The following is a 26,213-nucleotide window of genomic DNA, read 5'->3' as shown; positions in this document are numbered from 1 at the left end:
CTCAGATAGTGCCCGATTTTAATGGCACAAAGAAAACAGCTTCAAGCGCGGTCCGGTGAAATCGATGCCGGTTACGCCGCTCGATCAACAATAATTGCTGTGTGACGGTCTGCCCGGGCCCGCCGGCCGAGGGAGCCACCGCCACGGGCGCGATCAGCCGGCCGCCAATGGCAAGCTGCTCCAGCAACGCCTGAGGCACCTCCATGCCGGCCGCCGCCAGGATAATCGACGAAAACGGCGCCGCCTGGGGTAAACCCAGCATGCCGTCGCCATAATGCAGGCGCAGGTTTGGCACGCGCAGCGGCCGCAAGTTCGCCTTGGCTTGTTCGTGTAGCGGACGAATCCGCTCGATAGAGAACACTTCGCGCGCCACCAGGCTCAGTACCGCCGCCTGGTAGCCGCAGCCGGTGCCGATTTCCAGCACACGCTCCAGCGGCTCATCCGCGCCAAGGCCCTCGCGCAACAGCTCGATCATGCGTGCCACTACCGACGGCTTGGAGATGGTCTGCTGGTGGCCGATCGGCAACGCCGCGTCTTCATACGCTTGCGATGACAGGCCGGGCTCGACAAACAGGTGGCGCGGGATGGTGGCGATCGCGTCAAGCACACGCTCGTCGCGGATGCCGGCCGCGACCAGGCGCGCCGCCAGCGCGCCGCGCGCCCGCTCGGAGGCCATGCCGCCGCCGCCAGCGGTGGCGGCGCTGGCGCGAGCCTGCACGGCGCTCGCTGCCGGGGTGGGCGTGGCAGGAGCCTTGGCCGCGCGCGATTTGGCGGCCATCGCCGCGCCGCGCGCACCGCCCACGGCGGCCATGCCGGCGGTACGTGCCGGCGCGGGCTTGCGCTCGACCACCGCGTCCAGCGACAGGGGAAACTTTGGGCGACGCGGGACGGAACTCATGACGGCCGGCTGCGCGGGCAGGGGCTTATGCCAGCCACTGGTTGATCTGCTCGAGCTGCCCGCGGTGAGTCAGGTCCAGCTGCAAAGGGGTCAGCGACACGAAGCCTTCGCCCGTGGCATGGAAATCCGTGCCCTCGCTCGCATCGCGCGCATCGCCGGCGGGCCCGATCCAGTAATTGGTATCGCCGCGCGGGTTGACCTGCGTGATCACCGGCTGGGACGGATGGCGCTTGCCGAGCCGGGTGGCACGGTAGCCTTTGATGTGTTCGAACGGCAGGCTGGGAATATTGACGTTGAGAAGGAACGGCTCGGCCGCGGGCTTGGCGATATAGCGCTCGACGATGTCGCGCGCCACGCGCGCGGCGGCGTCGAGATGGGTCCAGCCCTTGTCCACCTGCGAAAAGGCGATCGAGGGAATGCCGAGCAGGAAGCCCTCGATGGCGGCGGCGACGGTACCGGAATACAGCACGTCCTCGCCCATGTTCTGGCCCTGGTTGATGCCGGACACCACCAGGTCGGGTTTCTCGTCGAGCAGGCCGGTCAGCGCGATATGCACGCAATCGGTCGGCGTGCCGTTGACGAAGCGGAACCCCTTCTGCACGCCCTCCCGGGCTTCATAGATGGACAGTGGCCGCTGCAAGGTCAGCGAGTTGGAAGCACCGCTGTGGTTTTGCTCAGGCGCAATCACCGTGATGCGCGCCAGCGGCGCCAGCGCGGCATGTAGCGCGGCTAGCCCCGGCGCCAGGTAACCGTCATCGTTTGCGAGGAGGATATGCATGGCCGGGATTGTACCTGACAAGGCTGCCGCGAGCGCCCTGTCCGCCGTGCAAATCCTGCCGCAAAACCGGCACCCGGCGGCGGCTCGCCAGCTTGTAACAGAACGACCGTGCTATTTTGCGCTACACTTGCCCGGGCCTGCCTGGCGCAACTGGCATGAACCACGCATGCACCCTTTTGCGCCTTCTTCTGCCGGGCACCGAACATATCACCGGAGACATGATGAAAGCCGTACTTTGCAAAGCCTGGGGCCCGCCTGATTCGCTGGTTCTCGAAACCCTGCCTGACCTGGTGCCCGGCGCGGGCGAAGTGGTCATCGACGTAAAGGCGGCCGGCGTGAATTTCCCCGACGTCCTCATCATCCAGAACAAATACCAGGCCAAGCCGCAACTGCCCTTCTCGCCCGGTTCGGAACTGGCCGGCGTGGTCAACGCGGTGGGCGAAGGCGTGACCCACGTCAAGCCCGGCGACAATGTCATCGCCTACCTGGGCAACGGCGCCTTCGCCTCGCAGGCCAAGGCCCCCGCGGCGGCCGTGGTGCCGATGCCGCCGGGCATCGATTTCGAGACCGCCGCGGCGTTCACCCTCACCTACGGCACCTCGCACCATGCGGTGATCGACCGGGGTGAGCTGAAGGCGGGCCAGACCATGCTGGTGCTCGGCGCTGCCGGCGGCGTGGGCCTGGCCGCCATCGAAATCGGCAAGGCCATCGGCGCCCGCGTGATCGCGGCGGCATCGACCGACGAGAAGCTCGCGGTCTGCAAGGATCATGGCGCCGACGCACTGATCAACTACAGCACCGAAGACCTGCGTGAACGCGTGAAGGCGCTGACCGATGGCCGCGGCCCCGACGTGATCTATGACCCGGTGGGCGGCATCTACGCCGAGCCGGCGTTCCGCTCGATCGGCTGGCTGAACCTGGCGCTGCTCAAGGGCGCTTCGCTAGTGGGCGTGTTCTGGGGCGACTTTGCGCGGCGCGAGCCCAAGGCCAACCAGGCCAACATGGCGCAGATGCTGGGCTGGATGAAGGAAGGCAAGATCCGCCCGCACATCTCCGCGCGCTATGCGCTGGAGCAGGCGCCGCAAGCCCTGAAAGACATGGAAGCCCGCAAGGTCACCGGCAAGATCGTCATCGTGCCCTGATGCAGCGCGCCTGTGGCGCGATGCAAGAAAAAACAGCGCCTGGGGCCGTAGCCCCAGGCGCTGTTTTTTTGCAGTGACGTGTCACGCAGCCATCGCCGCGCGCATCAGAAGCGATGCTGCAAGCCGGCGGTCACGCCCACCTGATTGTTGGCATAGCCGATGAAGTCGCGGGACAAGCTCACGTTCTGCCCGTTGCGCGCCTTGGCATAGCCGCCAGACAAGTAAGCCGTGGTGCGCTTTGACAGCGCGTACTGGGCGCGCATCGAGAACAGGATCGGATCGGCGTCGCTGCCGCCCTTGATATTCTGCTTGTAGACCGCGCCATACAACGTGAACGCCGGCGTGAAGTCATAGGACGCGCCGCCCCAGTACATATCGCTGCGGTGAGACGCGGCGGCCGTGGTGAAGGTCCGCTTGTAGTTGCGGTAGCCCGCGTAGAGCTTGAGGTCGCCGAAGTCATAGCTGGCGCCGGCGTGGATGCCCTGAATGTAGTCCGTGACATCGGCGGGCGTGGTGCTCGTGCCAGCGCCGTTCTGGCGATCCCAGGTGGCGGCCGCGGCAAACCCGCCTGCGCTGTAGCCCACGCCGAGATCGTACTTGGACGAGCGCTTGAAGCTGCCGGCCACTTCGCCCAGCGCCACCGTGGCGCCAAGCTTCGCGCCGCCAAAGGTGCCGTCGTAGCGGATCGCGTTGGACGCGCGCGAGAACAAGCCATCCTTGCGGTCGCCGGTAGCGGTCGCTGAGGTCGCCCACGAGTAATTCGGTGCGTAGCCCATCGGGTCGAACGGCAGCATGAAGTCATAGGTGGTGGTGAAGGTGCGGCCCAGCACCACCTGGCCATACTTGCTGGACAAGCCAACGATGGCGCGGCGATCGAACAGCGTGCCGTCGGAATCCAGCCGCCCGGTGTCGATGGCGATGCCGCTCTCCAGCTGGAACAGTGCCTTGAGCCCGCCGCCAAGGTCCTCGCTGCCGCGCATGCCCCAGCGCGACGTGTTCTTGCCGCCCGAGGTCATCTTGAGCACCGAGCCATTCGGGCCGGCATGGCTGGCATACTCGATGCCGGCATCCATGATGCCGTACAGGGTCACGCTGGATTGCGCCGCGGCGCCACCGGCCAGGCTCATGCCGACTGCTGCCAGCGCGATCGATTTCAGCTTCATGCTGTCTCCTCTTGTGATTTGTGATTGTCGTGGTGATATCCGGGCAGCCCCCCCGGGATGGCACGCATGGTATGGCAGGCGCACTTTCAGTTCGCTTTCGAAATCCGACGGATTTCGTCGCCGCGCCGGCATTCGGGGTTGGGAGTTTCCCTAGCTTCAAAGTCGGGCCGGATACCTGTATTTCTCAGCGCGGCCCGCCTTTGCAGCCCTCCCCCCGCTTTTACCAATTTGACCCGGGCGCCCCACCCACCAAGAGAATGCGAATCCTGCTCGTTGAAGACAATGTGATGCTGGCGAATGCCCTGGCCGAGGCGCTCAGCCAGGCGGGCTTCGCCGTGGACTGCATGCACGATGGCCGCGCGGCCGATCACCTGCTCTCGACCCAGGACTACGCGCTGGTCATCCTCGACCTGGGCCTGCCCAAGCTCGATGGCCTGGAGGTGCTGCGGCGCCTGCGGCAACGGCGCAATGCCATGCCCGTGCTGATCCTGACCGCGCACGGCTCGGTCGAGGACCGCGTGAAGGGGCTCAACCTCGGTGCGGACGACTACCTGTCCAAGCCATTCGACCTGTCGGAGCTGGAGGCCCGCGCGCGCGCGCTGATACGCCGCAGCTTTGGTCACGAGAGCACGCAACTGCAATGCGGCACGCTGTGCTATGACGGCACCAGCCGCGCCTTCGTGCTGGGTGGCGAGCCCCTGGCGCTGACCCGGCGGGAACGCGCCGTGCTCGAGGTGCTGATGCTGCGCGACGGACGCGCCGTCAACAAGGAAGCCATGTCGGAGAAGATTTTCGGCATCGACGAATCCGTCAACCCGGACGCCATCGAAATCTACGTGCACCGCCTGCGCAAGAAGCTGGAAGGCAGCGGCGTAGCCATCGTGACCTTGCGCGGGCTGGGCTACCTGCTGGATGCCTCCGCGCAAGCGAACATGGCCACGCCGGCTGCCCGATGAGAGTCCCAAGCCTGCGCCTGCAGCTATCGCTCTGGCTGCTGCTGCCGTTGCTGGCCCTGCTGGCGCTTGACGCATGGATGACCTATCACCGCGCGATGGACGCCGCCCACGTGGCGTTCGACCGCACGCTGGAAGCCTCGCTCAAGTCAATGCGCGAAGGCATCCGCCTGCATGAAGGCCGCTTCGCCATTGACGTGCCCTACCTCGCGCTGGAGATCTTCGAGTCCGAGGCAGGCAGCCGCATCTACTACGTGATTCGCGACGAGCACGGCGCCACGCTGACCGGCTACGACGACCTGCCGATGCCGGCCACACCAAGGCAGCCGCTCTACAAGACCGTCTTCTACGACGCCAATTTGCGCGGCGAGCCGGTGCGCATGGCCGCGCAGCCGCTGCCGGTGCGCGACATGCCGTCGGGGCAGGCACGGCTGGTCTGGGTGCTGGTCGGCGAGACCATCGAGCCGCGCCAGTCGCTGGCGCGGGAGATCCTGGCCGGGTCGCTGCAGCAGGAGATGGTGCTGGTCACGCTGGCGCTGGGCATCGTGTGGCTGGGCGTGCGCCGCGGCCTGCGGCCACTGCACCGGCTCAGTGCCGCGGTGGCCGAACGAGGCGCCGATGACCTGGCTCCGCTGGAACAAAAAGACATGCCCGCCGAAATGAAGCCCCTGGTCGAGGCGATCAACCAGTACGTCGCGCGCCTGCAGCGCATGTTGCTGGCACGCAAGCGCTTCTTTGCCGATGCCGCGCACCAATTGAAGACCCCGCTGGCCATCATGCAGGCGCAGTCGGAACTGGCGCTGCGTGAGCACGATGGCGAGCGCATGCGCCACCACCTGCGGCCCCTGCACGATACCGTGCGCCAGGCCGCCAAAGGCGTGCAGCAATTGCTGTCGCTATCGCGCCTGGAACCCGACGGTGGCTACGCACCGGCGTTGCAGCCCTTGCGCCTCGATACGCTGGCCAGGGACGTGGCGCTCGAATGGGCGCCGGTGGCACGGGCCGGCCAGGTCGACCTCGGCTTCGAAGCCGATGCGCCAGTACAGATCATGGGGCAGCCGGAATGGCTCCAGGAGCTGGCCGGCAACCTGGTGGACAACGCGATCCGCTATGCCGGCCCCGGCGCGCGGGTGACGGTCCGCGTCGCGGGTCGGGAGAACCAGCCGTTGTTGCAAGTGGTGGATAGCGGCCCCGGCGTTGCCGACGATGAGCGCGACAAGGTATTCCAGCGCTTCTATCGCGGCGAGTCCACGCGGGGACAGGATGGCAGTGGCCTGGGCCTGCCGATCGTGCGCCAGGTCGCGCGCGCCCATGGCGCCACGGTGGAACTTGAGGAAACCCCCGGCGGCGGCCTGACCGTCAGCGTGCGCTTCGCGGTGGCTGCGGGGGGGCGCGCCGAGGCTGGCCTCGCCTCGCGCTGAAGCTGGCGGGACCACTAAGGCGGGCAACTGGCCGGCAGCGCCAGTTCCTGCCGTAACGTAACGTAAAGGCCTGGCGCCAGGCCGGCGGCCGGCTTACAACCGCTCGGTTTCTCCGCTCTTGGGCTGCCACTTCATCAGCCGCGTCTCCACGCGACCGACCAGCGTGTCCAGCACCAGTGCCGCCGCGGTCAGCACCACGATGCCCGCAAACACCGTGTTGATGTCGAAGGTGCCCTCGGCCTGCAGGATCAGGTAGCCGACGCCGCGCGCCGAGCCCAGGTACTCGCCCACCACCGCGCCCACGAACGCCAGGCCGACTGAGGTATGCAACGAGGAAAACACCCAGCTGGTCGCGCTCGGCAGGTAGACATGGCGCAGCAGCTGCTTGCGGTTCGCGCCCAGCATGCGCACATTGGCCAGCACCACGGGGCTGACTTCCTTGACGCCCTGGTAGACGTTGAAGAACACGATGAAGAACACCAGCGTCACGGCCAGCGCCACCTTTGACCAGATGCCAAGGCCGAACCAAACGGCAAAGATCGGTGCCAGGATCACGCGCGGCATCGAGTTCATCGCCTTGATATAAGGATCGAGGATGGCCGAGGTAAGCGGGCTGAGCGCCAGCCACAGGCCAACGCCAAGGCCCGCGGCCGTGCCGATGCCAAAGGCCAGCAGCGTCTCGATCAAGGTCACGCCGAGGTGGACGTAGATGTCGCGCTCGACGACGAACCAGTTCCAGATACGCTGGGCCACCATCAGTGGCTCACCGAAGAAGAAGGCAACCTGCTGCGAGCGCGTGGCGGCATGCCAGGCGCCGAGGATCACAACGAGGACGAGCAGCTGCCAGAATCGCAGCATGCCCTTGGAGTCGGGACGGAAAGCCATGGGAATCGAAACTCGTATTGAAATCAGACCGGATTGAATGGGAACGAAGCGCGCCAGGCCAACTCAGGCCACCTTGCGCTGCTGCGCGTAGCCCTTGAGCACTTCCTCGCGCAGCACGTCCCAGATGGCCGCGTGCAGCTCGACGAAGCGAGGATGGTTGCGGATCTCGGCCACATCGCGCGGGCGCGGCAGGTCGATGGCGAACTCGCCGATCGGGTGCGTGCCCGGACCCGCCGACAGCACCACCACGCGATCGCTCATGGCGATGGCCTCGTCAAGATCGTGGGTGATGAACAGCACCGCCTTGCGCTTGGCCGCCCACAACTCCAGCACCTCGTTTTCCATCAGCTGGCGGGTCTGGATATCGAGCGCGGAGAACGGCTCGTCCATCAGGATGATGTCCGGATCCAGTATCAGCGTTGAACATGTAGCCGGCACGGGTGTTGATGCCGCGCAGCGGCTCGCCGAACACCCGTACCTCGCCAATCGAAGGCTGCAGCAAGCCGGCGCCCACATTGAGCAGGGTGGACTTGCCGCAGCCGGTCGGCCCCACCACGGAGACGAACTCGCCGGGCTGGATGTCCAGGGTGGTCTCCTTGACGGCGGTATAGCGCTGGCTGCGATCGTCGCGGGAAACGAAGGTGCAGGTGACGTTGTCGAGGGAAAGTGCGGGAGTGCTCATGGCAGGCTCTTGGCGGATACGGTGCTGAATGACGCAACGGGTGCGATGGATGCAGGCACCGCGATACCGCGCGATAGAAATTACGTGGAAAGCGGGTTCAGGACGGCGCGCCGGATGCCATGGGTGGCATCGGTACGCGCCAATGCAAAGGCCCGCTGCACGCAGCGGGCCGCCGGCACCCAGGGCGCGGGCGAGGCCTTATTTGTACTTGGCGTTCGCCTTCTGCACAAAGGTGTTGGTGAAGGTGTTTTCCAGCTTGATGGTCTTGCCCTTCAGGTCCGGATCGAACTGCTGCAGCGTGTTGAGCGCGGTCTTGGGGCCGTCAGCCGGCATGCTGCCATCCGGCGAGATGGCTTCCTTGACCTTGTCCCAGGCGGACAGGTACAGCGCGCGATCGCCCAGCAAATAGCTCTCCGGCACGGTCTTGACGATGTCCGACGGGCCCGCCTTCTGCAACCACTTGAGCGCGCGCACCATGGCGTTGGTAAGCGCCTGCGTGGTGTTCGGGTTCTGCTGGATAAAGGCGGTGGACGCGTACAGGCAACCCGACGGCATATTGCCGCCGAAGACGGCCTGGGTGTCCTTGAGCGTGCGGGTGTCCGAGGCAATGCGCACTTCGTTCTTCTGGGTCAGCATCGACACCACGGGATCGAGGTTGGCCATCGCATCGATCTGTCCGGAGCGCATGGCCGCCACCGCGCCGGCACTGGCGCCGACACCGATGAAGGACACGTCGGAGGCCTTCAGCCCGGCCTTGGCCAGCACGAAGTTGGCCATCATGTTGGTGGAGGAGCCCGGCGCGGTCACGCCGATCTTCTTGCCCTTCAGGTCGGCCACCGACTTGAAGTTGGGCATGGTCTTGTTGGAGACCACCAGCACGATCTGCGGGGCACGGCCCTGCAGCACGAACTCCTGGTACTGCTGGCCCTTGGACTGCAGGTTGATGGTGTGCTCGTAGGCGCCGGAGACCACGTCGGCGCTGCCGCCCACCACGGCCTGCAATGCCTTGGCACCGCCAGCGAAGTCGACGATCTCGACGTCGAGGCCTTCGTCCTTGAAGTAGCCGAGGCGCTCGGCAATGGTCAGCGGCAGGTAGTAGAACAGGTTCTTGCCGCCCACGGCGATGGTGATCTTGGTCTTCTCGGGCTTGCCCTGTGCCTGGGCGTAGCCGCCAAAGGTAAACCAGCCTGCCAGGAACAGTGCCAGCGCGAGCAGCGCCTGCTTCCAGAATTTCTTGTTATACATTTCCTCTCCTACCTGATTACCCGTCGACTGCCGCTCTCGCGCTGATGCGTACCATCACGCGCCACGTCTTGCGTGGTGCCGCGTAGCGGCAAGTTGCGATGCTAGCCGATGCCGCAACAGGCCGCATCGGGATCAACACCTATGCGGCGCGCGCATGCGCCCCCGGCATGCGCGCATCGAAGATACAGGTTGCGCCTTTCGACCGGCTTACTGCCGGCACCGGGCACCTGCATCATTCCGCGTGGATATCGGCCGCCTTGATGACCTTGGCCCAGCGCGCAAGCTCGCTGCGCTGGTAGGCGGCGAGTTGCTGGGGGCCCATGAACTTGGCCTCGGCGCCGAGCTCCTCCGCCTTCTTGCGGAAGGCCTCGGTCTGCATGATGCGATCGATCTCGCCGGCGAGCTTGTCGATGATCGGTTTGGGCGTGCCGGCCGGCGCGTACAGGGCGAACCACGACGGGATATGCCCCATCAGCGGCGGCGGCGTGGTGATGGTGAGATCCACCGAGCCACCCAGCAGGTCGGTCATGGCCGGGCCGGTGCCTTTGTATGGGACATGGGTGATCTGGATGCCGGCCATCTGGTTCAGCAGCTCGGTGGAAACGTGTTGCAGCGAGCCGTTACCCGATGATGCGTAGTTGAGCTTGTTAGGGTTGGCCTTGGCATAGGCCACCAGTTCCTTGAGTGTCTTCACCGGCAGGCTCGGGCGTACCACCAGCACTTGCGGCGCCGACAGGATGTTGGCGACCGGGGAGAAATCCTTCACCGGGTCCCACGCGTTCTTCATCAGCAGCGGCGAGATGACCTGGTAGCCCGAGTACTGCACCATCAAGGTGTAGCCGTCCGGCTTGGCGCGCGCCACCGTCTGCGCGGCAATGCCGCCGGAGCCGCCCGGGCGGTTATCCACCACCACTGGCTGGCCGAGTGCCCTGGACAGCGGCTCCGAGATCATGCGCGCGGCCAGGTCGGTCGTGCCGCCGGCGGCGGCGGACACCACCAGCGTGACCGGACGCGTCGGATAGCTGCCGTCCTGCGCCCAGGCGGCCGTGCCGGCCAGGCTGGCGGCAGCCAGCGTCACGACGGTGGCGAGCGCCTTGCGGCGCGCGCCGGATGCGCACAAGGAGAAGTGGGGACGTGCGATGGCAAATGCCGGATTGCGAGGCATGGAGTGTCTCCTGCTTGATGCTTGTTGATCTTGGTTTTTTGTTCAGCGCCCGCCGGCCCTCGCCGTGCGGTGCGCACCCGTCCTTGGTGCGTGCGCAGGCGCGCGCCGGCGCGCAGCAACTGGCTGGCGGTGTCGCGCTGGACCAGCGCGGGCAAGCCTGCCACCACGTCCAGCAGGCGCGCCAGGTCCACGCCGGTGTCCACGCCCATGGCATCGAACATATGCACGAGCTCCTCGGTGCTGACGTTGCCGCTGGCGCCAGGCGCAAAGGGGCAACCACCGAGGCCGCCCGCGGCGGCGTCGAAACGGGTCACGCCCGTCTGCCACGCGGCCAGCGCGTTGGCCAGGCCCATGCCACGGGTGTTATGCAGGTGAATGGTGAGACCCGCCTGCGGCAGGTCTTGCTGGAAGCGCTCGCACAGCGCGGCCACCTGCGTGGGATAGGCCATGCCGGTGGTGTCGCACAGCGTGACGCCGGCCGCGCCGGCATGGGCGAAGGACCCGGCCAGCGCCATCACGGCATCGGCATCCACCTCGCCCTCGAAGGGGCAGCCGAATACGGTGGACAGCGACACATTGGCCGGCACGCCAGCCGCGTTGGCCGCCTCGATCATCGCCAGCAGTTGGGCTTGCGACTGGGCGCGCGTCATGCGCAGGTTGGCGCGGTTGTGCGTCTCGCTGGCCGACATCACCAGGTTGAGTTCATCGGGCCCGCACGACAGCGCGCGCTCCAGGCCGCGCAGGTTCGGCACCAGCGCGGTGTAGCGCACGCCGGCACCGCGCTGCATGCGGTGCATGACCGCCTCGGCGTCGGCCAATGCGGGGATGGCCTTGGCCGAGGTGAAGGACGTGGCCTCGATGCGGGCAAAGCCGCAGGCGGACAAGGCATCGAGAAAGGCGACCTTGGCGTCGGTCGGCACCACGGCCGGCTCGATCTGCAGGCCGTCGCGCGGCGCGACTTCATTGATCTCGATGCGGGCCGGGCCGCGCGGCATGGACGACGCGCTCATGCCACCACCCCGCGTGCGCGCATGTCGGCGATAGTGGCAGCGTCGAAGCCGGCCGCCTCCAGCACGCTGTCGGTGTGTTCGCCCAGCGTGGGCGCGCGGTCGTGGATGGCGCCCGGGCTGGCCGAGAGCTTGGGCATGATGCCCGGCACTTCGACGCTCAGGCCGCTGGCCGCGGTCACGCTCTCGATCACGCCGCGCGCGCGGTAGTGCGGGTCTTCCGAGATGTCCTTGACGGTGTAGATGCGCCCGGATGGCACTTCGGCCTGCTTGAGCACCACCAACGCGTCTTCCACGCTTTGCGTGCGGGTCCACGCCGTGATGGCGGCATCGATCTCGTCGACGCGTTTCACACGGCCGTCGTTGCGCGCGAGCGCCGGGTCATCGCCCAGGTCGGCGCGGCCGATGGCGTGCATCAGGCGCTTGAAGATGGCGTCGCCGTTGGCGGCCACCAGCACGTACTCGCCACTGGCGCAGGGATAGGCGTTGGAAGGCGCGATGCCGGGCAAGGCGCCGCCCGCCGGCTGGCGTACGGCGCCAAACGCCGAATACTCCGGCAGCAGGCTTTCGCTCAGGTTGAACAGCGACTCGTACAGCGCCACGTCGATCACCTGCCCCTCGCCGCCGCGCGCATCGCGCTCGTACAGTGCCAGCAGCACGCCCAGCGCGCCATGCAGGCCAGCAATGGTGTCGCCCAGCGACAGGCCGGCGCGCACCGGGGCACGCCCCGGCTCGCCGGTGAGGTAGCGCAGGCCGCCCATGGCCTCGGCCACCGCGGCGAAGCCCGGCTCGTCCTTCTTCGGGCCGGTCTGGCCGTAGCCGGACACGCGTGCCATGATCAGACCAGGGTTTTCCGCACGCAGCGCTTCATAGCCCAGGCCCCATTTTTCCATGGTGCCCGGCCGGAAGTTCTCGATCAGTACGTCGGCCTCGGCGGCCAGCTTGCGCACCACGACCTGCCCATCCGGACTGCGCAGGTCGATGCAGATGGATTGCTTGTTGCGCGATTGCGCTTCCCACCAGACGGAGGTGTCTTCGTAGAGCATGCGCCATTTGCGCAGCGGGTCGCCCTGCCCGGGCGGCTCCACCTTGACCACGTGGGCGCCGAAATCGGCGAGGGTCTTGGCCGCGAAAGGGCCGGCAATCAGTTGCCCGAGTTCAAGGACCCGAATGCCTTCGAGGATCTGTCGCGCCATGGTTGGGGGTGTCTCCGTGCGGTGTGGATTACAGCGGGCGTGTGCCGAAGGGATGCGCCGCGGCCAGTGCGGCCAGCGCAGCTTGCCGCACGCCTTGTTTCAACGCAGTGTGCCCCAGCCGGGCGGCTGGCGGAATCGGCATTCGGAGAAGCGGGCCTTCTCGGAACGCGAAAGCCCCGCACAAGCCACGGCGAAGCCACGACGAAGGCCTAGGGCTTCAGAACGGCGCGCGGTCGCCGCAGAGATGGGTGATGAGCAGCCGCGCCGACACCGTCAGCCCGGCGGGGTCACGCATGCCAATCAGCAGCGTGCGGCGGGCCCAGGCGTCCTGCAGCCCCACCAGCGACAGCCCCATCGACTGCACGTGCGGCTCGGCCGCGATGCGCGGCAGCACGCCCACGCCAAGCCCCGCCATCACCATGCGGCACATGGCGTCGAAGCTGCGCACCTGGATGCGCAGGCGGAAAGGCCGGTCCAACCGGCTGCTCTCCTCCAGCAGGCGGGCCGCCAGCGAGGTGACTTGCGGCAAGCTGACGAAGTCGTATTCCAGCGTGTCCGCATAGCGCACCGGCCCGCGCTCGGACAGTGGATGGCCCGGCGGCGTGACCAGCACCAGTTCGTCCTGCCGGTACTCCACCGTGACCAGGCCCGCGCTGGGCGTGCGGTCGGCAAAGATGCCCACATCCGCGCGGTTTTCCACCAGCGCGGCCACGATCTCGCTGCTGTTCTGCTCTTCGAGTTCGATGCGGATGGTGGGATGCAGCGCCATGAAGGTCGCCAGGTCGTCAGGCAGGAACTGCGTGATGGCCGAGGTATTGGCGCACACGCGCACCTGCCCGCGCACGCCGCTGGCGTAGTCCGACATCACGCCGGCCATGCGCTCCACGTCCTGCAGGATGGTGAGCGCATGGTGGAAGCACGCCTGCCCGGCCTCGGTCAGCTGCACCCCGGCAATGGTGCCGGCATCGACGTATTCGAGCTCGCCACCGACCGGCACGCCGCGCGCCAGGCGCGACACCTTGAGGCCGCGCGCTTTCAGCATCTCGCCGACATAGTGCGCCGTGGCCTCGCCTTCGCTCGTGAAATTGGTGGCGACGATCACCTCGGTCACCGGGCCGCCCATGGCGGGGTCGGTGGCGCGCGCCAGCAGCCGGTCCAGGTGGATCTCGCGCGGGCCGATGCCGTCGAGCGGCGAGAGCCGGCCCATCAGCACGAAATACTGGCCGCGATAGGTCAGCGTCTGCTCGATCATGATCTGGTCGGACGGCGTCTCCACCACGCACAGCAGCGAGGCGTCGCGCCGCTCGTCCAGGCAGGTCGAGCAGATGTCCTGCTCGGTGAAGGTATTGCAGCGCGAGCAATGCTTGATGCCGTCGGCCGCGCCGCGCAATGCGTCGCCCAGCTTGCGCGCGCCTTCGCGGTCGTGCTGCAGCAGGTGGTAAGCCATGCGCTGGGCCGACTTTGGCCCCACGCCCGGCAAGACCCGCAGCGCCTCGATCAGCGCCTGCAGCGAGGTCGGGGGGGCGCCCTCATGCCGCCCCCCCGGGCGCGGCCATGCTCACCACCGGCACGTGATGCAGCACGGTGGGAAACGGTTCATAGAAATGATGCAGCAAGGCTTTCCACTGCTGGTACTCGGGCGAGCCGCGGAATCCCTCGGTGTGGTCTTCCAGCGTGCGCCAGCGCACCGTCAGCAGGTACGCCGAGGGCTGTTCGATGCCGCGATGCAACTCAAGCCCGAGGAAGCCCGGCATGCCCGCGATGAGTTGGCGCGCCTGCCCGAAGGCCGTTTCAAAGGCGGCTTCCTGGCCGGGGCGCACCGGCAGCACTGCGGATTCGAGAATCATGCGGGCTCCGTGTCAGGCTCAGAACGGCAGCTTGAAGCCCGGGGGCAGCGGCAGGCCGGAGGTCATCGAGCCCATTTTTTCCTGCGAAGTCGCCTCGGCCTTGCGCACGGCGTCGTTGAACGCGGCGGCGACCAGGTCCTCCAGCAGTTCCTTGTCTTCGCCTTCGGCGAGCAGGCTCGGGTCGATGGAGACACGCTTGACGTCGTTCTTGCAGGTCATCACCACCTTGACCAGGCCGGCACCGGACTGGCCCTCGACTTCGATCAGGGCAAGTTGCTCCTGCATCTTCTTCATGTTTTCCTGCATCTGCTGGGCTTGCTTCATCAGCCCGGCCAGTTGGCCCTTCATCATGGAGTACTCCTGATTAGCGTTTTGGATGGAAGTTACGGGCCGCCGCGCGTCATGGGCGCCGGCGGCCAGGCAAAAACAAGAGGTCAGGCGGCGCGCGGCTGGATCGATCCCTCCAGGATCGTGCCGCCGAACTCGCGCAGCAAACCCTGCACGAAGGGATCCCCTTCGATGGTGGCCTCGGCTTCGCGCTGGCGCTCGGCGCGGGCCTGGGCATCCGCGGCGGCGGCGGTATCGGCCACCGCGCCAATCTCGCACTGCACCCGCACTTCGGTGCCGAGATGCTCGGCCAGCGTCTGCTGCAGGCGTTCGACGACGCCGGCCTCGGTAATCGGCGCGACCGGCGCGCGCAGGTGGAAGGTACGGCCCACAACCTGGACGAGCTCGCTCTGGTAGGCCAACTGCTGCGCGAGGCCCTTGAGCGGCAGGCTGGCAGCCAGTGCCGGCCAGGCGCCGGTGAACACCGGCGGCGTGCCGTCTTCGCCTGCCACCGGCGGCTTCGGCGGCGTGAGCCGCACCGGGGCCACCGGCTCGGCCGGGGCGGCTTGCACGGCAGCAGCAGGCGGCGCAGCGCGCGGGGCAGGTTCGCGCCGGGGCGCGGCCTGGCGCGAGGGCATCGGCTCGGGATCGCTGTCGTAGGGCCCGATCACGGGCAAGTCGGGCGGGAGGTCTTCCCAGGGCGGCACGTCGCTGCTGCCGGCGTGCTCCCATGGCGGAACGTCGTCGCTCGGGCCGGCATCGCGCGCATCCGTGGCGGCTTGCCGCGGGGGCACGGGCTCCCTGCGCGCCGGGGCTGCGGCCTTGGCCGCTGGCATCGGGGCCGCCGGCCTCGACACCGCAGCCAGCATGCGCAACAGCGTCATGGTGAAGCCCGCGTACTCGTCCGGCGCCAGCGCCAGTTCGCTGCGGCCAAGGTTGGCAATCTGGTAGAACAGCTGCACTTCCTGCGCATCGAAGGCGGCGGCGAAGCGGCGCACTTCCGCGGCTTCCGGCCATTCTTCCTGGACCGAGGCCGGTACCGCCTGGGCCAGCGCGATCTTGTGCAGCAGCGAGGCGAGATCCTGCAAGGCGCCGGCAAACGACAGGCTGCGATCGGCCATGCCATCCGCCACCGCCAGCATGGCCGCGCCGTCTTCGGCGGCCAGCGCATCCAGCAGTTGCACCAGGTAGCATTGATCGATCGCGCCCAGCATGCCGCGCACGGCGGCCTCCGACACCTGGCCGGCGCTGTAGGCGATGGCCTGGTCGGTCAGCGACAGCGCGTCGCGCATCGAGCCGTGGGCCGCCGAGCCAGCAGGCGCAGCGCGTTGGGCTCGCGCACGATGCGCTCCTCGCCCAGCACGTGGTCGAGGTGGCTGACGATATGGCCCGGCGGCATCTGCTTGAGGTTGAACTGCAGGCAGCGCGACAGCACCGTGACCGGGATTTTCTGCGGATCGGTAGTGGCCAGGATGAACTTGACGTGCGCGGGCGGCTCTTCCAGCGTCTTCAGCATGGCGTTGAAGGCGTGGTTGGTCAGCATGTGCACTTCGTCGATCATGTAGACCTTGAAGCGCCCCGCGGTCGGCGCATACACCGCCTTGTCCAGCAGGGATGCCATTTCGTCGACGCCGCGGTTGGAGGCCGCGTCCATCTCGATATAGTCGACGAAGCGCCCGCTATCGATCTCGGTGCAGGCCTTGCACACCCCGCAAGGCTGCGCGGTGATGTCGCCCGTGCCGTCCGGCCCGATGCAGTTCAGCGCCTTGGCGAGAATCCGGGACAGCGTGGTCTTGCCGACGCCCCGCGTGCCAGTGAACAGGTAGGCATGGTGCAGCCGCTGTTGTTCCAGCGCGTGCGTGAGCGCGCGGACCACGTGCTCCTGGCCGACCAGCGTGGTGAAATCCCGGGGGCGCCATTTGCGCGCTAGCACTTGATAACTCATGGCGGCGATTGTAGCAAAAGGCGGCCGTCCGTCAGGCGGGATTCATGCCGATTCACAAGGTTGCCAGGTGCGCTGCCCTGCGCCCCAAGCCCCTAGCCACATTCCCCGACATAACCGCAGTTAGCGCACTTGGCGCAGCCATCGACCTTATGCAGGGCATGGGCGCCGCACTCCGGGCAAGGCTTGCCCGAGCCCAGCCCCAGCGCCGCGGCCGGCGAGCCGCCGGCGCGAGCCGCCTGGGCCGCCCCACCGCCGTCGCCGCCGCCCGGCCCTTCCAGCCCGGCCAGGCGGTCGGCAAGCGCCGCCACCGGCACCTGGATGCCTTGCGCGTCGAGGAACCCCCGCTTGATCAGGATGCGCTGCAGGGCGTAGCCGATCGCCGCCACCTCGGAATCATGGAAGCGCGGCACCTCGGTGCCGTCCTGGCGCGCCAGCGTGCCGTAGCGCACCGCGCCCTTGTCCCAGACCACGTTGCGCATGTCCGCCAACGCCTTGGCGATCGAGCCGCCGGACCGCGCCACCATCGACAGCAGCCGCATGGTGGACGTGATCCACTGCTGGCCGTCGTTGCGCTGCCCGGCCGGCATGAAGAACTCCACCGGACGCTCCACGGCCACCGGCTTGCCGTCGAGCAAGCCGGCCACACGCATGAAGTTGACCGTCAGGTAGACCGTCTTGTGCCCCTCATAAGTCATGTACTCGACCTTCGACGTCACGCCTTCGAGGTCGCCCACGGGACGGCTCGCGAATGGCTTGCGCAGCGGGTCGTCGGTCACGGCGGCCATGGCGGGTACTGCCTGGGCGCCTGCCGCCGGCGGCGTCACCGACAGCACCGCGCCCAGCACGCTATTGGGGCGGTAGGTGGCAAGCCCCTTCAGCCCCGCGCGCCAGGCTTCCAGGTAAAGGTTGCGGAAGGCCTCGTACGGATAGTCCTGCGGCACGTTCACCGTCTTGCTGATGCTGGTGTCGATATAGGGCTGGACCGCCTCGAGCATCTTCATATGATCGAGCGCCGACATCTGCAGCGCCGTGACAAAGCTGTCGGGCAACTGCGCCATATCGCCACCGAGGTGGCGATAAAGGCGCCAGGCATGGTCCGCCACCTCGAACACCTTGTAGCTATCGTCCGCCATGCGCTTCTTGCGGTTGTAGGTCCATGAGAAAGCGGGCTCGATGCCGTTCGACGCGTTGTCGGCGAACGCCAGCGTGATGGTGCCGGTCGGGGCGATCGACAGCAGGTGCGAGTTGCGGACGCCGTCGCGGCCGATGGCTTCGCGCACCGCCGCGGGCAGGCGCCGGGCGAAGCCGCTGGCCAGGTAGGCATCGGCCTTGAAGAGGGGGAAAGCGCCCTTCTCCCGCGCCAGCCCGGCCGAAGCCAGGTAGGCGGTATCGCGCAAGGTCTGCGCGATACGCGCGGCCAGTGCGCGTCCCGGCTCGCTGTCGTAACGGATGCCCAGCATCACCAGCGCGCTGCCCAGCCCGAGAAAGCCCAGGCCGATGCGCCGCTTGGCGTGCGCCTCGGCCCGCTGCTCGGGCAACGGCCAGTAGGTCACGTCGAGCACGTTGTCGAGCATGCGCACCGCCACCCGCACCACCTCGGCGAAGGCCTCGAAGTCAAAGCGGCTGTCCGTGGCGAAGGGCTGGCGCACGAAACGGGTCAGGTCGATCGAGCCAAGGTCGCAGCAGCCGTAGGGCGGCAGCGGCTGTTCCGCGCAGGGATTGGTGGCCTCGATGCGCTCGCAGTAATAGAGATTGTTGTCATCGTTGATATGCGACAGGAACAGGATGCCGGGCTCCGCATGATCGTAGGTGGCCTGCATCACCTGGTCCCACAACTGGCGCGCCGGCACGCGGCGATAGGCCCACTGGCCGTCGTCGCGCCGGTAGGCGCCATCGGCGATGGTTTCCGCCGTGGGCTCGGCCTCGTGCACCAGTTCGATCTCGCCATCGGCCTCGACTGCGCGCATGAAGTCGTCGCTGACGCCGATGGAGATATTGAAGTTGGTCAGGTCGCCCTGGTCCTTGGCGTGGATAAAGGTCTCGATATCCGGGTGGTCGCAGCGCAGCACGCCCATCTGCGCGCCGCGGCGCGAACCGGCCGACTCCACCGTGGCGCAGGATGCATCGAACACCTTCATGAAGGACACCGGCCCCGAGGCGCGCGAGTGCGTGCCCCGCACCAGCGCACCGGCTGGCCGGATCGCGGAGAAGTCGTAGCCCACCCCGCCACCGCGCCGCATGGTCTCCGCCGCCTGCGCGACCGCCGCATAGATGCTCGGCTTGCCATCCCGCGCATCGGATACCGAATCCCCCACCGGCTGCACGAAGCAGTTGATCAGCGTGGCCTCGATGCGCGTGCCAGCCGCCGAGTTGATGCGCCCCGCCGGCACGAAGCCCTGCTCCTGCGCCCACAGGAAACGCTCGGCCCATTGCGCGCGCTGCGCCTCGGGCTCTGCCTCGGCCAGCGCGCGCGCAACCCGCTGGCGCACATCGGCGGCGGTTGTCTCCTCGCCCTTCGCGTATTTCTCCAGCAGGACTTCCGTGGAGATGTCCTGGGGCGGCAGCGTGGCGCAAAGCATCTGGTCCTTGGCATTCATCGTGGATCTCGCAGGTGTCCGGGTTGCATGGCTCAATCAATCTACTCAATCAACTTACGCAATCAACTTACGCAATCAATTTCGCGGAATTCCGCCGGCCCCGCCCGCTCTGGGTTACAATGCCGACCGGACGGGCCTCCTCGCATGGTGGCGCGGTCAACCTGGTCAGGTCGGGAACGAAGCAGCCACAGCCGTTTTCCGCCAGTGCCGAGGGTCAGGCTCGTCCCCCTAACATCCCCCTAGCTGTATTCCGCAGCTATCCAGCAGTAACATTCCCTCGCATCATCGCGCTTTCTTCAAGTCTGCGCATCAGGCCGCCGATGGCATATTGTCCGGCAGGGCCTCGCTGAATCCGCATCCACGCAATGCCCTCCCGTTTTCCATGACCCAGGCCCTGCCTAGAACAGCGCGCCCTGGCGCGACGTTTGCAGCGCATCCGCCGCAATCCATTCCCCGTCGGCCGTGGCCACGCCGGCCTCGACCCGCCGCCCCGGGAACATCGGCCTGACTGCCGCCACGTAGCCCGCGAGCTGCTGCGCGTAGGCCGCATGCTCCTGCGGCAACAGGCGCAGCTTGTAATCGATGATCACCACCCGATCGGCAAACTCCACCAGGCGGTCGATCCGCAGCAGGCGGCCGCGCGCATCGTAGAGTTCGACCTCGTTACGGGCGCTGACTGCTGCCTGCGGGAACAGCAACGGCCGCAACGCCGGCGCTTCCAGCATCCGCCGGGCGCCCTCGACCGCGGCGTGCGCCTGGTCCCGCCATAGCGTGCGCGCCTGCGCCGTGCCGGCGCCCGCCAGCGGGAACCAGCGCATCACCACCTCGGGCGTGGGCAACCCCTCGAACGCCTCCGGATAACGCGTCACTCGCTCCAGCAGCGCGTGCAGCAGCTCGCCATGACGCGCCGCGTCGGCGTCGAACACGATCGTGTGGTCGCCGTCCCCACCCGGTGCAGCGCCCTGCTCCGCCTCCTCGTCTTCCCACGCCAGCACCGGCGCCAGGCCTTCGGCCGCTTCGCGGTAACGCTGGCGAAAATCGGTAAAGCGCACGCGCGCATCAAAGCCGGCCGCGGCATCGGCCATGTCCTGCGCGGAGGCCGCCGGGAACGGCTCGACTTCCACGCCGACCCCGGCCGCCAGCAGCCGCGCATACCAACTGCCGGCGATCTCGCGGTTGCCCTCGGCGCTCTCGGCGCCGCGCGATGCGCGCCCCTTGACGCCGCTCACCAGCAAGCCCTGGCGCGCGCGCGTCATCGCCACGTAGAGCAGGTTCCAGTTCTCGCGCTCGGCCAAGGCTGCCTCAGCCTCGAACAGCGGCGCGCGAGACAGCCCGCGCGTGCTGCGCTTGCCATAGGCGGAAAAATGCACCGGCACTGCCGAGGACGGCGGCCAGTCGATCAGGATGCCGCCGCGGTCCGCGGCGCCGTCGCTGTGGTTGGCGTCCAGCAGCACGACGAACGGGGCCTCCAGCCCCTTGGCGGCGTGCACGGTGAGAATGTGGACCGCGTCCTGCGCATTGTCGGTGGCGTCGTCGGCATCGGCGTCGCCTTCCGCGTCTTCCGCGCTGTCGGCCATGCCGCCTTCATCCGGGCTTTCCCCCTCCTCGCCGCGCCGGATTTCCTGCAACTCGTCGATGAACTTCGGCAAGCTCGGGTAGCGTCCGCCATCGAGGTCGAGCGAGAGCTTGAGGAAGGCATCGAGGTTGGCCAGCACCTGGTCGCGGATCTCGGCAGGCGCGGCCTCGGCGTAACGCCGGCGCACTTCGCCGCCATGGTAGATGTGGTCGATCAGGTCATGCACCGGGCGATGCGGCGCCACCTCCAGCCAGTGGCGCAGGCGCGCAACGCCATCGCGCAGCGCCGGACTGCTGAATTCGGGCAACCCCTGCTCCCGCAGGCAGGCCCACCAGCCAGGCCGCGGCTCCCACGCCTGGGTCATCTGCGCAATGGCGATCAGGTCCTCATCGGTCGCGCCCACCAGCGGGCTCTTGAGCACGTGGGCCAGGTCCAGGTCCGATTCCGGCGTCATCAGGAAGGCCAGCAAGGCGGACAGGTCGAGCGCTTCCAGCGTGGCCAGCAGACCGCCGCGGCGCGGGCTCAGGCAGGGAATGCCAGCCTCGCGGAAGGCGCGTTCGTATTCCGCCAGATGGGTCTTGCGGCGCACCAGCAGGTGCACGTCGCTCCAGCGTGCGGGCCGCGGGCCCTGGCTGTCGGCGACGGGCGACCGTGGCGCGGATGTGGCGCAACCACGCGGCCACGCGCCGGCCCTCTTCGAGCCGCAGCGAATCGCCCTCGTGCTGGCGCGGCTGCGTCAGGGTATCGCGGTGCGTTGTGGCGTCCCGGGCCGTCTCATCGTCATCGTTAGCCGCATCATCTTGCGGTGCTGGCTCCGCCTCGGGCTCGACCAGCGGCAGCAGCCACACCGGGCCGCCGGGCTCGTCCAGCGCCGTGGTCTGCGTCTCGAACAGCGGATAGCGTCCGTCGGCGCGCGCGGTATCAAACACCGCGTTGACCCAGTCGAGCACTTCCGGACGGTTGCGGCGGGTGCGATTGGTCCGCAGCACGGTGGCGCCAAAACCCGCCTGCAACATCTCGCTGGCGGTCTGGAACAGGCGCGCGTCGGCGCGGCGGAAGCGATAGATCGACTGCTTGGGATCACCCACCAGGAACACCGTGGGCCGCTCGCCCAGGCCCGCGTAGCCGGCCAGCCAGCCCTGCAGGATGCGCCACTGCAGCGGGTTGGTGTCCTGGAACTCGTCGAGCAACAGGTGGCGGTAGCGCGCGTCGAGCCGGACCTGCAGGTAGGTCGCGGTCTCCTCGTCGCGCATCAGCCGCGCGGCCAGCCATTCGAGGTCGGCAAAATCCATCGCGCGCTGCTCGGACTTGTGATGCTGGTAGCGCGTCAGCAGCGCGTCGCCCAGCTCGTACAGCGCCAGGTTGACCGCCAGCACCGCGGCCTCGCAGCGGCGTTGCGCAACTTGCTCGAGCGCGGCGCACATGTCGCCGTGCCCGGCGAGGAACGCGTCGACCATCGCCTCGCCACCGAGCGCCTTGGTCAGCGCCGCGGTAGCGCGCAGCGAACGCGGCTTGCCGGCGGCGGTGAAAAACGCGTCGCGCAACATGGCGAACGCGCGCTCGGCAGGCTCGCCGAGCGCGGCGCCCGCTTCACGCCAGGCGCCGATCGCCAGGATCGCGTCGGCCAGGCGCGTGGCGTGGGCCTGCTCGGTCTTGCCGCCCCGGCCCAGCTGCGACGCCATGCCCTGGCAGGCGTCGAGCCAGCTGTCGTCAGCCAGCACTTCCAGCAGCACGTCGACCTGGGCATCCTCGCCCAGGTCCGCGGCGAGCGCCTCGGCGGGATCGGCGCTTTCGCGGAACGCGAACCACTCGCTGCGCGCGTGGAACATGGCATCGAGCAAGGCCCGCGCCTGGAACTCGCCAATGGCATCCACCAGGCGCTCGAAGGCTGCGCGCAGGTTGGCATACGGCGGCGTGGCCAGGGCCTGCCAGAACGGCGCCCAGGCCTCGCGCTTCATGCGCAGCGCGTCTTCGCGCAGCGTGGCGCCCGGCACGATGCCCGACGCCAGCGGCGCGCCGCGCAGCAGCGTGCCGAACCAACCATGGAAGGTATCGATGGCCATGCGCCCGGGCGCGGCCAGCACCTGCGCATGCAGGCCGCGCGCGCGCGGCAGCGCGGCGCGTGCGGCATCGGGCGCCAGCCCGCGCTGCGTGAGCGCGGCGATCACCGCATCGTCGTCGTCGCGCGCGAGCTGTGCCAGTACTTCCAGCAAGCGCTCGCGCATCTCCTCGGCTGCCTTGCGCGTAAAGGTGATGGCGAGGATCTCGTGCGGCGCCGCGCCGGCCAGCAACAGGCGTAGCAGGCGCGCCACCAGCAGCCAGGTCTTGCCGCTGCCCGCGCAGGCCTCGACCACCACGGAGCTGGCGGGGTCGCACGCCGCACGCGTGAACTCGGCCTCGGCAACCGGCTGGCCATCGCGCTGATAGGCATGGATGCTCATGCGCGGCCCCCGATCCCCGGCGGCAACGCCGTGCTTTCCCAGAAACCCTTGCGGCACAGGCCGCGGGCCGTGCAGTAGGTGCACGCGCTGGCGTCCCCAAAGGCCGGCAGCGGCGCGTCCTGGCGCAGGCGCATCACGTCGCTGCGCAATTGCTGTTCGAGCCACGCCACCGCGGCGTCGAAGTCAGGCAGGCTCACTTCGCGCTGGGGTGCCGGCGGCCCTTCCTTCGCACCTTCGAGCGCCACCCAGCTGCCACCGGCAACGTCGGCGCGCAGCAATCCATAAAACGGCAACTGGCAATCCTCTTCCACGTCCCCCACCTTGCGCTTGAGGCGCAGCATGGTCTGGGTCTTGTAATCCAGCACCGCGCGGCTGCCGTCGCGTGCGCGGTCGAGCCGGTCGATGCGGCCGTTGACGCGCAGCGGCTGGCCGTCGGGCATGGGCAGGTCGACTGTGGCATCGAGCTCGCCGTCTTCCCAGAACCAGCCCTGCGCTTCGCGCTCGGCCTGCCACGCCACATACGAGGGCAGCACTTCGCACCAGCGGCGGTAGTAGCCGATGGCGTTGCCATCCTCCTTCATCAGCGCGCCGAACTCGTGATCGGAAATCTCGCGCAGACGCGCCAGGCGAGCGTCCTCGCGGCGCAAGCCGTCCTGCGACGCTTCGCGGTGGTAACGCAGCAGCACGCGGTGCAGCAATTCGCCGATATCGCGTTTTTCGAGGTCGTCGCTGACGACTTCCAGCCCCGCCAGCCCGAGCATGCGGCCGGCAAAAAACTGGTAGGGACAGCGGCGCAGCATGTTGTACGCCTGCGCGCTCCAGCGCGCGGGCACCAGCTCCGATGCCGCGGGCGCGGGCATGCCGCCCACCTCGGCGAAGGTCTCGTGCAGCACCGGCGGCGCGCTCGCCTCGATCGGCGCGCCCGCGCGCGAGCACAACGCGCTGAGCCGCTCGATCCAGCCCGACACGTGCTTGGGCTCGCCACGCGCGCCCAGCCGCTGCCAGGTGAGCACCACGTCGTCGTTGTTCAGCAAGACCTCGGCCAGGTCGCGCGCCTGCTGGGCGAAGCGCACCTCGCGGTCTTCCAGCGCAAGCTCGCGCCGCATCTGGTTGGAGAAGAACATCAGCTCGGCAGCGCTTGAGGGGAGCTGCGTGTCGTCGCAACCCACCACCACGACCCCGTCGAAGCGGCGCATGCGCGCGCCGTTGAGCGGCAAGATGGTGATGCGCGCGGCGCCGCTGGCCGAGGGCTCCTTGTAGGCGACGGACTCAAGCAAGGCCGACAGCATGGAGCGGAATTCGCCGAGATCGAGCGTGGCGCCCGAGCCCGTTTCGTCCTGCGGCAGATCGGCAAGGCGCGCGAGCGCGTCGAGCAACTGCATGCCGGCATCGTCGGACGAGAGCGCCTCGCGCATGCCGAGCACATCGAGTGTGGCATCGAGGCGCTCCAGCCAGGTCGAGACCGGGTGTTGCGCGTTGCCGCGCGGCCAGGCGCCGGCTTCGGCCGCAAGACACTGCACCAGCTCGCACGCGGCCTGCCGGGCGGCGCGGCGGACGTCTTGTTCCGCGTCACCGCCGTTGTCGCCACCGCCAGTCTGGTCAGCGGACTCCGGGCGGAAGCGCTGCTGCAAGCGGCGCCAGCCACCGCTGATACCGTCGCGCCGGATCTGCCGCTCGAGCGCGGCGATGGCCTCGCCGCGCAGCGCAAAGCCGGGCAGGCAGAATGGGCTCTTTAGCAGGTCGAGCAGCGCCGAGGTATCGCCGTCCTGGTTGAGCAGGTCGAACCAGCGCATCAACGCGGCCGCGGCGCGTGTGGTCGAGAGTTTCCAGCCGGTTTCATCGCGCACCGGCGCGCCGGCGCGCGCCAGCAAGGCGCGCGCGCGCCGCGCCACCACGCGGTCGTGCGCCACCAGCGCCACGTGGCGGCGGCCTTCGTTGAGCCACTGCACGAGCTGCTCGGCGGCCGCGCCGGCTTCGTCCTCGAAGCGCGCGCTGCCGATCACGCGCACGCGCGCACGCTCAGCCGGCAGGCCACGCGGCGCGCGGCGCGGCGCCGTCTCGTTCTGGCCAGGCAGCCGCGCCTCAGGCCACAGCGCCAGCAGGGTGTCGTACCAGTCGGACTCGCCGTGCCCGTCGCCGGCTTCGTCATCGAGCGAGCCACTCTGCGCCTGCACGGACTGCGCAGTCCAGTCGTAGCCGATGCGGATCACCGGCACGAGCTCGGCGGCCTGCCGCAGGAACGCTTCCTCGATTGGCTGGGGCGGCGTCGGCCCGAGCCAGAGGACCGGGCCATCCAGGTGCTGGGCCAGCCGGTGCAGCGTGCGGCGGCGCGCCGGCAGTGGATCGTCCGGGCCTGACAAGGCTTGCCAGAAGGCCATGACGATGCGTGCCTCCTCGCCAAGGAAACGGGAAGACAGATGCGCATAGGTCCGTTCCAGCGCGCCCTGCAGCAGGGCCGCGCGGTCGTCCCCATCGACATCTTCGTCGCGGATGGCGTCGTCGTCGAGCCAGCGTGCGCTCAGTTCATCGCTGATGGTGAGCAGCGTCTGCGCCAGCCCCCACGCCGCGGCCTCGGTCTGCGCCCCAAATGCGCGCCGCAACCAGTCCTGCGCGCGGATGGCCTGCTGCACGGCCAGCAGCCGGGCCGCATGGCTGCGCACCGGGATCGGGTCCGGCGGCAAGTCGAGCAACCAGTGGCCAATGGTAACCACGCGCGGCAGCAGCCGCGGCGTGCCGGCCGCGCGCGCGGCGGCGTCCAGCGCCTGGCGCACGCCGGGAATCTGCGCGGCGGTGGGCACCACCACATGCGCAGCGCCTTGCTGCTCCCCGCAGCGGTCGAGGAAATACCAGGCCGCGGCAGCGGCCTGCGGCAGGAAGTCGGGGCCGGGACGAAATTGCAGCGAGGTCATGAAACGAGAGTGACGGCCGGATCGGATGCCATGGCA

General features: G+C 68.3%; 16 protein-coding genes, 1 other RNA gene and 3 pseudogenes. 4 read left to right on the top strand and 16 right to left on the bottom strand.

The features are described from left to right. Position 1 precedes the first annotated feature (1 nt). Entirely contained in the window at positions 2-898 is an 897-nt protein-coding gene (locus OR16_RS09485) for a protein-L-isoaspartate(D-aspartate) O-methyltransferase (protein WP_006157740.1), read from the bottom strand. 25 nt (positions 899-923) lie between these two features. Next, positions 924-1,676, bottom strand: coding sequence for a 5'/3'-nucleotidase SurE (gene surE / locus OR16_RS09480; protein ID WP_006157739.1), 753 nt, complete (start codon positions 1,674-1,676; stop codon positions 924-926). Positions 1,677-1,897: 221 nt separating this feature from the next. Here surE and OR16_RS09475 point away from each other — a divergent pair, with 221 nt between their 5' ends. After that, positions 1,898-2,818 (top strand): NADPH:quinone oxidoreductase family protein, encoded by a 921-nt coding sequence (locus tag OR16_RS09475; protein ID WP_006157738.1) that lies wholly within the window; start codon positions 1,898-1,900, stop codon positions 2,816-2,818. A 104-nt stretch (positions 2,819-2,922) separates the two neighbouring features. Here the strand turns inward: OR16_RS09475 and OR16_RS09470 are convergent, their stop codons facing one another. After that, positions 2,923-3,981 (bottom strand): porin, encoded by a 1,059-nt coding sequence (locus tag OR16_RS09470; RefSeq protein ID WP_006157737.1) that lies wholly within the window; start codon positions 3,979-3,981, stop codon positions 2,923-2,925. Between the two features lie 257 nt (positions 3,982-4,238). Here OR16_RS09470 and OR16_RS09465 point away from each other — a divergent pair, with 257 nt between their 5' ends. Both OR16_RS09465 and OR16_RS09460 read left to right on the top strand, forming a co-directional pair. Next, positions 4,239-4,937 carry a response regulator gene (locus OR16_RS09465; RefSeq protein WP_006157736.1) on the top strand — a complete coding sequence of 233 codons (699 nt, stop codon included), beginning with the start codon at positions 4,239-4,241 and terminating at the stop codon, positions 4,935-4,937. Continuing rightward, the gene (locus OR16_RS09460) at positions 4,934-6,355 is read left to right on the top strand and encodes a sensor histidine kinase (protein WP_006157735.1); all 1,422 of its coding nucleotides are present in this window, start codon (positions 4,934-4,936) and stop codon (positions 6,353-6,355) included. Before OR16_RS09465 ends, OR16_RS09460 begins: the two co-directional genes overlap by 4 nt. Positions 6,356-6,448: 93 nt before the next feature. Here the strand turns inward: OR16_RS09460 and OR16_RS09455 are convergent, their stop codons facing one another. From OR16_RS09455 to OR16_RS09400, 11 genes and pseudogenes are all read right to left on the bottom strand, one after another. Beyond that, positions 6,449-7,240: an ABC transporter permease gene (locus tag OR16_RS09455; protein WP_006157734.1), complete on the bottom strand. Its 792-nt coding sequence runs from the start codon at positions 7,238-7,240 to the stop codon at positions 6,449-6,451. A 63-nt stretch (positions 7,241-7,303) separates the two neighbouring features. Then, positions 7,304-7,922, bottom strand: a pseudogene (locus OR16_RS09450) (ABC transporter ATP-binding protein). 198 nt (positions 7,923-8,120) lie between these two features. Next, positions 8,121-9,167, bottom strand: a complete 1,047-nt coding sequence (locus OR16_RS09445) for an ABC transporter substrate-binding protein (RefSeq protein ID WP_006157733.1) — start codon at positions 9,165-9,167, stop codon at positions 8,121-8,123. Positions 9,168-9,399: 232 nt separating this feature from the next. Beyond that, positions 9,400-10,332, bottom strand: coding sequence for a Bug family tripartite tricarboxylate transporter substrate binding protein (locus tag OR16_RS09440; RefSeq protein ID WP_081488727.1), 933 nt, complete (start codon positions 10,330-10,332; stop codon positions 9,400-9,402). After that, positions 10,242-11,342, bottom strand: a complete 1,101-nt coding sequence (locus OR16_RS09435) for a hydroxymethylglutaryl-CoA lyase (RefSeq protein WP_006157731.1) — start codon at positions 11,340-11,342, stop codon at positions 10,242-10,244. Before OR16_RS09435 ends, OR16_RS09440 begins: the two co-directional genes overlap by 91 nt. Continuing rightward, positions 11,339-12,535 (bottom strand): CaiB/BaiF CoA transferase family protein, encoded by a 1,197-nt coding sequence (locus OR16_RS09430; protein WP_006157730.1) that lies wholly within the window; start codon positions 12,533-12,535, stop codon positions 11,339-11,341. Before OR16_RS09430 ends, OR16_RS09435 begins: the two co-directional genes overlap by 4 nt. A gap of 217 nt (positions 12,536-12,752) precedes the next feature. Further along, positions 12,753-14,045, bottom strand: a complete 1,293-nt coding sequence (recR, locus tag OR16_RS47230; RefSeq protein WP_050982925.1) for a recombination mediator RecR — start codon at positions 14,043-14,045, stop codon at positions 12,753-12,755. Positions 14,046-14,064: 19 nt separating this feature from the next. Next, positions 14,065-14,382 (bottom strand): antibiotic biosynthesis monooxygenase family protein, encoded by a 318-nt coding sequence (locus OR16_RS09415; protein WP_006157728.1) that lies wholly within the window; start codon positions 14,380-14,382, stop codon positions 14,065-14,067. Between the two features lie 18 nt (positions 14,383-14,400). After that, entirely contained in the window at positions 14,401-14,733 is a 333-nt protein-coding gene (locus OR16_RS09410) for a YbaB/EbfC family nucleoid-associated protein (protein WP_006157727.1), read from the bottom strand. 83 nt (positions 14,734-14,816) lie between these two features. Then, positions 14,817-16,654: pseudogene (dnaX, locus tag OR16_RS09405) on the bottom strand (DNA polymerase III subunit gamma/tau). Between the two features lie 92 nt (positions 16,655-16,746). After that, positions 16,747-19,251 (bottom strand): adenosylcobalamin-dependent ribonucleoside-diphosphate reductase, encoded by a 2,505-nt coding sequence (locus tag OR16_RS09400; RefSeq protein ID WP_006157726.1) that lies wholly within the window; start codon positions 19,249-19,251, stop codon positions 16,747-16,749. A 129-nt stretch (positions 19,252-19,380) separates the two neighbouring features. On the opposite strand from OR16_RS09400, the gene ffs reads away from it, so the two are divergent. Further along, positions 19,381-19,479, top strand: an RNA gene (gene ffs / locus OR16_RS40410) — signal recognition particle sRNA small type. A 170-nt stretch (positions 19,480-19,649) separates the two neighbouring features. Here ffs and OR16_RS09395 read toward each other — a convergent pair. Together OR16_RS09395 and OR16_RS09390 are read right to left on the bottom strand one after the other, a co-directional pair. Beyond that, positions 19,650-23,268, bottom strand: a pseudogene (locus tag OR16_RS09395) (UvrD-helicase domain-containing protein). Then, entirely contained in the window at positions 23,265-26,177 is a 2,913-nt protein-coding gene (locus OR16_RS09390) for a PD-(D/E)XK nuclease family protein (protein WP_006157725.1), read from the bottom strand. Before OR16_RS09390 ends, OR16_RS09395 begins: the two are co-directional and overlap by 4 nt. Positions 26,178-26,213 lie beyond the last annotated feature (36 nt).

Origin of the sequence: Cupriavidus basilensis OR16, assembly GCF_000243095.1 — a bacterium.
In the GTDB taxonomy this organism is placed as follows: domain Bacteria; phylum Pseudomonadota; class Gammaproteobacteria; order Burkholderiales; family Burkholderiaceae; genus Cupriavidus; species Cupriavidus basilensis_D.
The sequence above is the reverse complement of the archived record's forward strand: the minus strand, read 5'-3'. Positions and strand labels throughout refer to the sequence as shown.

Excerpts from the sequence above, each read along its gene's own strand:
- OR16_RS09485 (WP_006157740.1), bottom strand. The coding sequence starts at position 898 with ATGAGTTCCGTCCCGCGTCGCCCAAAGTTTCCCCTGTCGCTGGACGCG.
- surE (WP_006157739.1), bottom strand. The coding sequence starts at position 1,676 with ATGCATATCCTCCTCGCAAACGATGACGGTTACCTGGCGCCGGGGCTA.
- OR16_RS09475 (WP_006157738.1), top strand. The coding sequence starts at position 1,898 with ATGAAAGCCGTACTTTGCAAAGCCTGGGGCCCGCCTGATTCGCTGGTT.
- OR16_RS09470 (WP_006157737.1), bottom strand. The coding sequence starts at position 3,981 with ATGAAGCTGAAATCGATCGCGCTGGCAGCAGTCGGCATGAGCCTGGCC.
- OR16_RS09465 (WP_006157736.1), top strand. The coding sequence starts at position 4,239 with ATGCGAATCCTGCTCGTTGAAGACAATGTGATGCTGGCGAATGCCCTG.
- OR16_RS09460 (WP_006157735.1), top strand. The coding sequence starts at position 4,934 with ATGAGAGTCCCAAGCCTGCGCCTGCAGCTATCGCTCTGGCTGCTGCTG.
- OR16_RS09455 (WP_006157734.1), bottom strand. The coding sequence starts at position 7,240 with ATGGCTTTCCGTCCCGACTCCAAGGGCATGCTGCGATTCTGGCAGCTG.
- OR16_RS09445 (WP_006157733.1), bottom strand. The coding sequence starts at position 9,167 with ATGTATAACAAGAAATTCTGGAAGCAGGCGCTGCTCGCGCTGGCACTG.
- OR16_RS09440 (WP_081488727.1), bottom strand. The coding sequence starts at position 10,332 with ATGCCTCGCAATCCGGCATTTGCCATCGCACGTCCCCACTTCTCCTTG.
- OR16_RS09435 (WP_006157731.1), bottom strand. The coding sequence starts at position 11,342 with ATGAGCGCGTCGTCCATGCCGCGCGGCCCGGCCCGCATCGAGATCAAT.
- OR16_RS09430 (WP_006157730.1), bottom strand. The coding sequence starts at position 12,535 with ATGGCGCGACAGATCCTCGAAGGCATTCGGGTCCTTGAACTCGGGCAA.
- OR16_RS09415 (WP_006157728.1), bottom strand. The coding sequence starts at position 14,382 with ATGATTCTCGAATCCGCAGTGCTGCCGGTGCGCCCCGGCCAGGAAGCC.
- OR16_RS09410 (WP_006157727.1), bottom strand. The coding sequence starts at position 14,733 with ATGATGAAGGGCCAACTGGCCGGGCTGATGAAGCAAGCCCAGCAGATG.
- OR16_RS09400 (WP_006157726.1), bottom strand. The coding sequence starts at position 19,251 with ATGAATGCCAAGGACCAGATGCTTTGCGCCACGCTGCCGCCCCAGGAC.
- OR16_RS09390 (WP_006157725.1), bottom strand. The coding sequence starts at position 26,177 with ATGACCTCGCTGCAATTTCGTCCCGGCCCCGACTTCCTGCCGCAGGCC.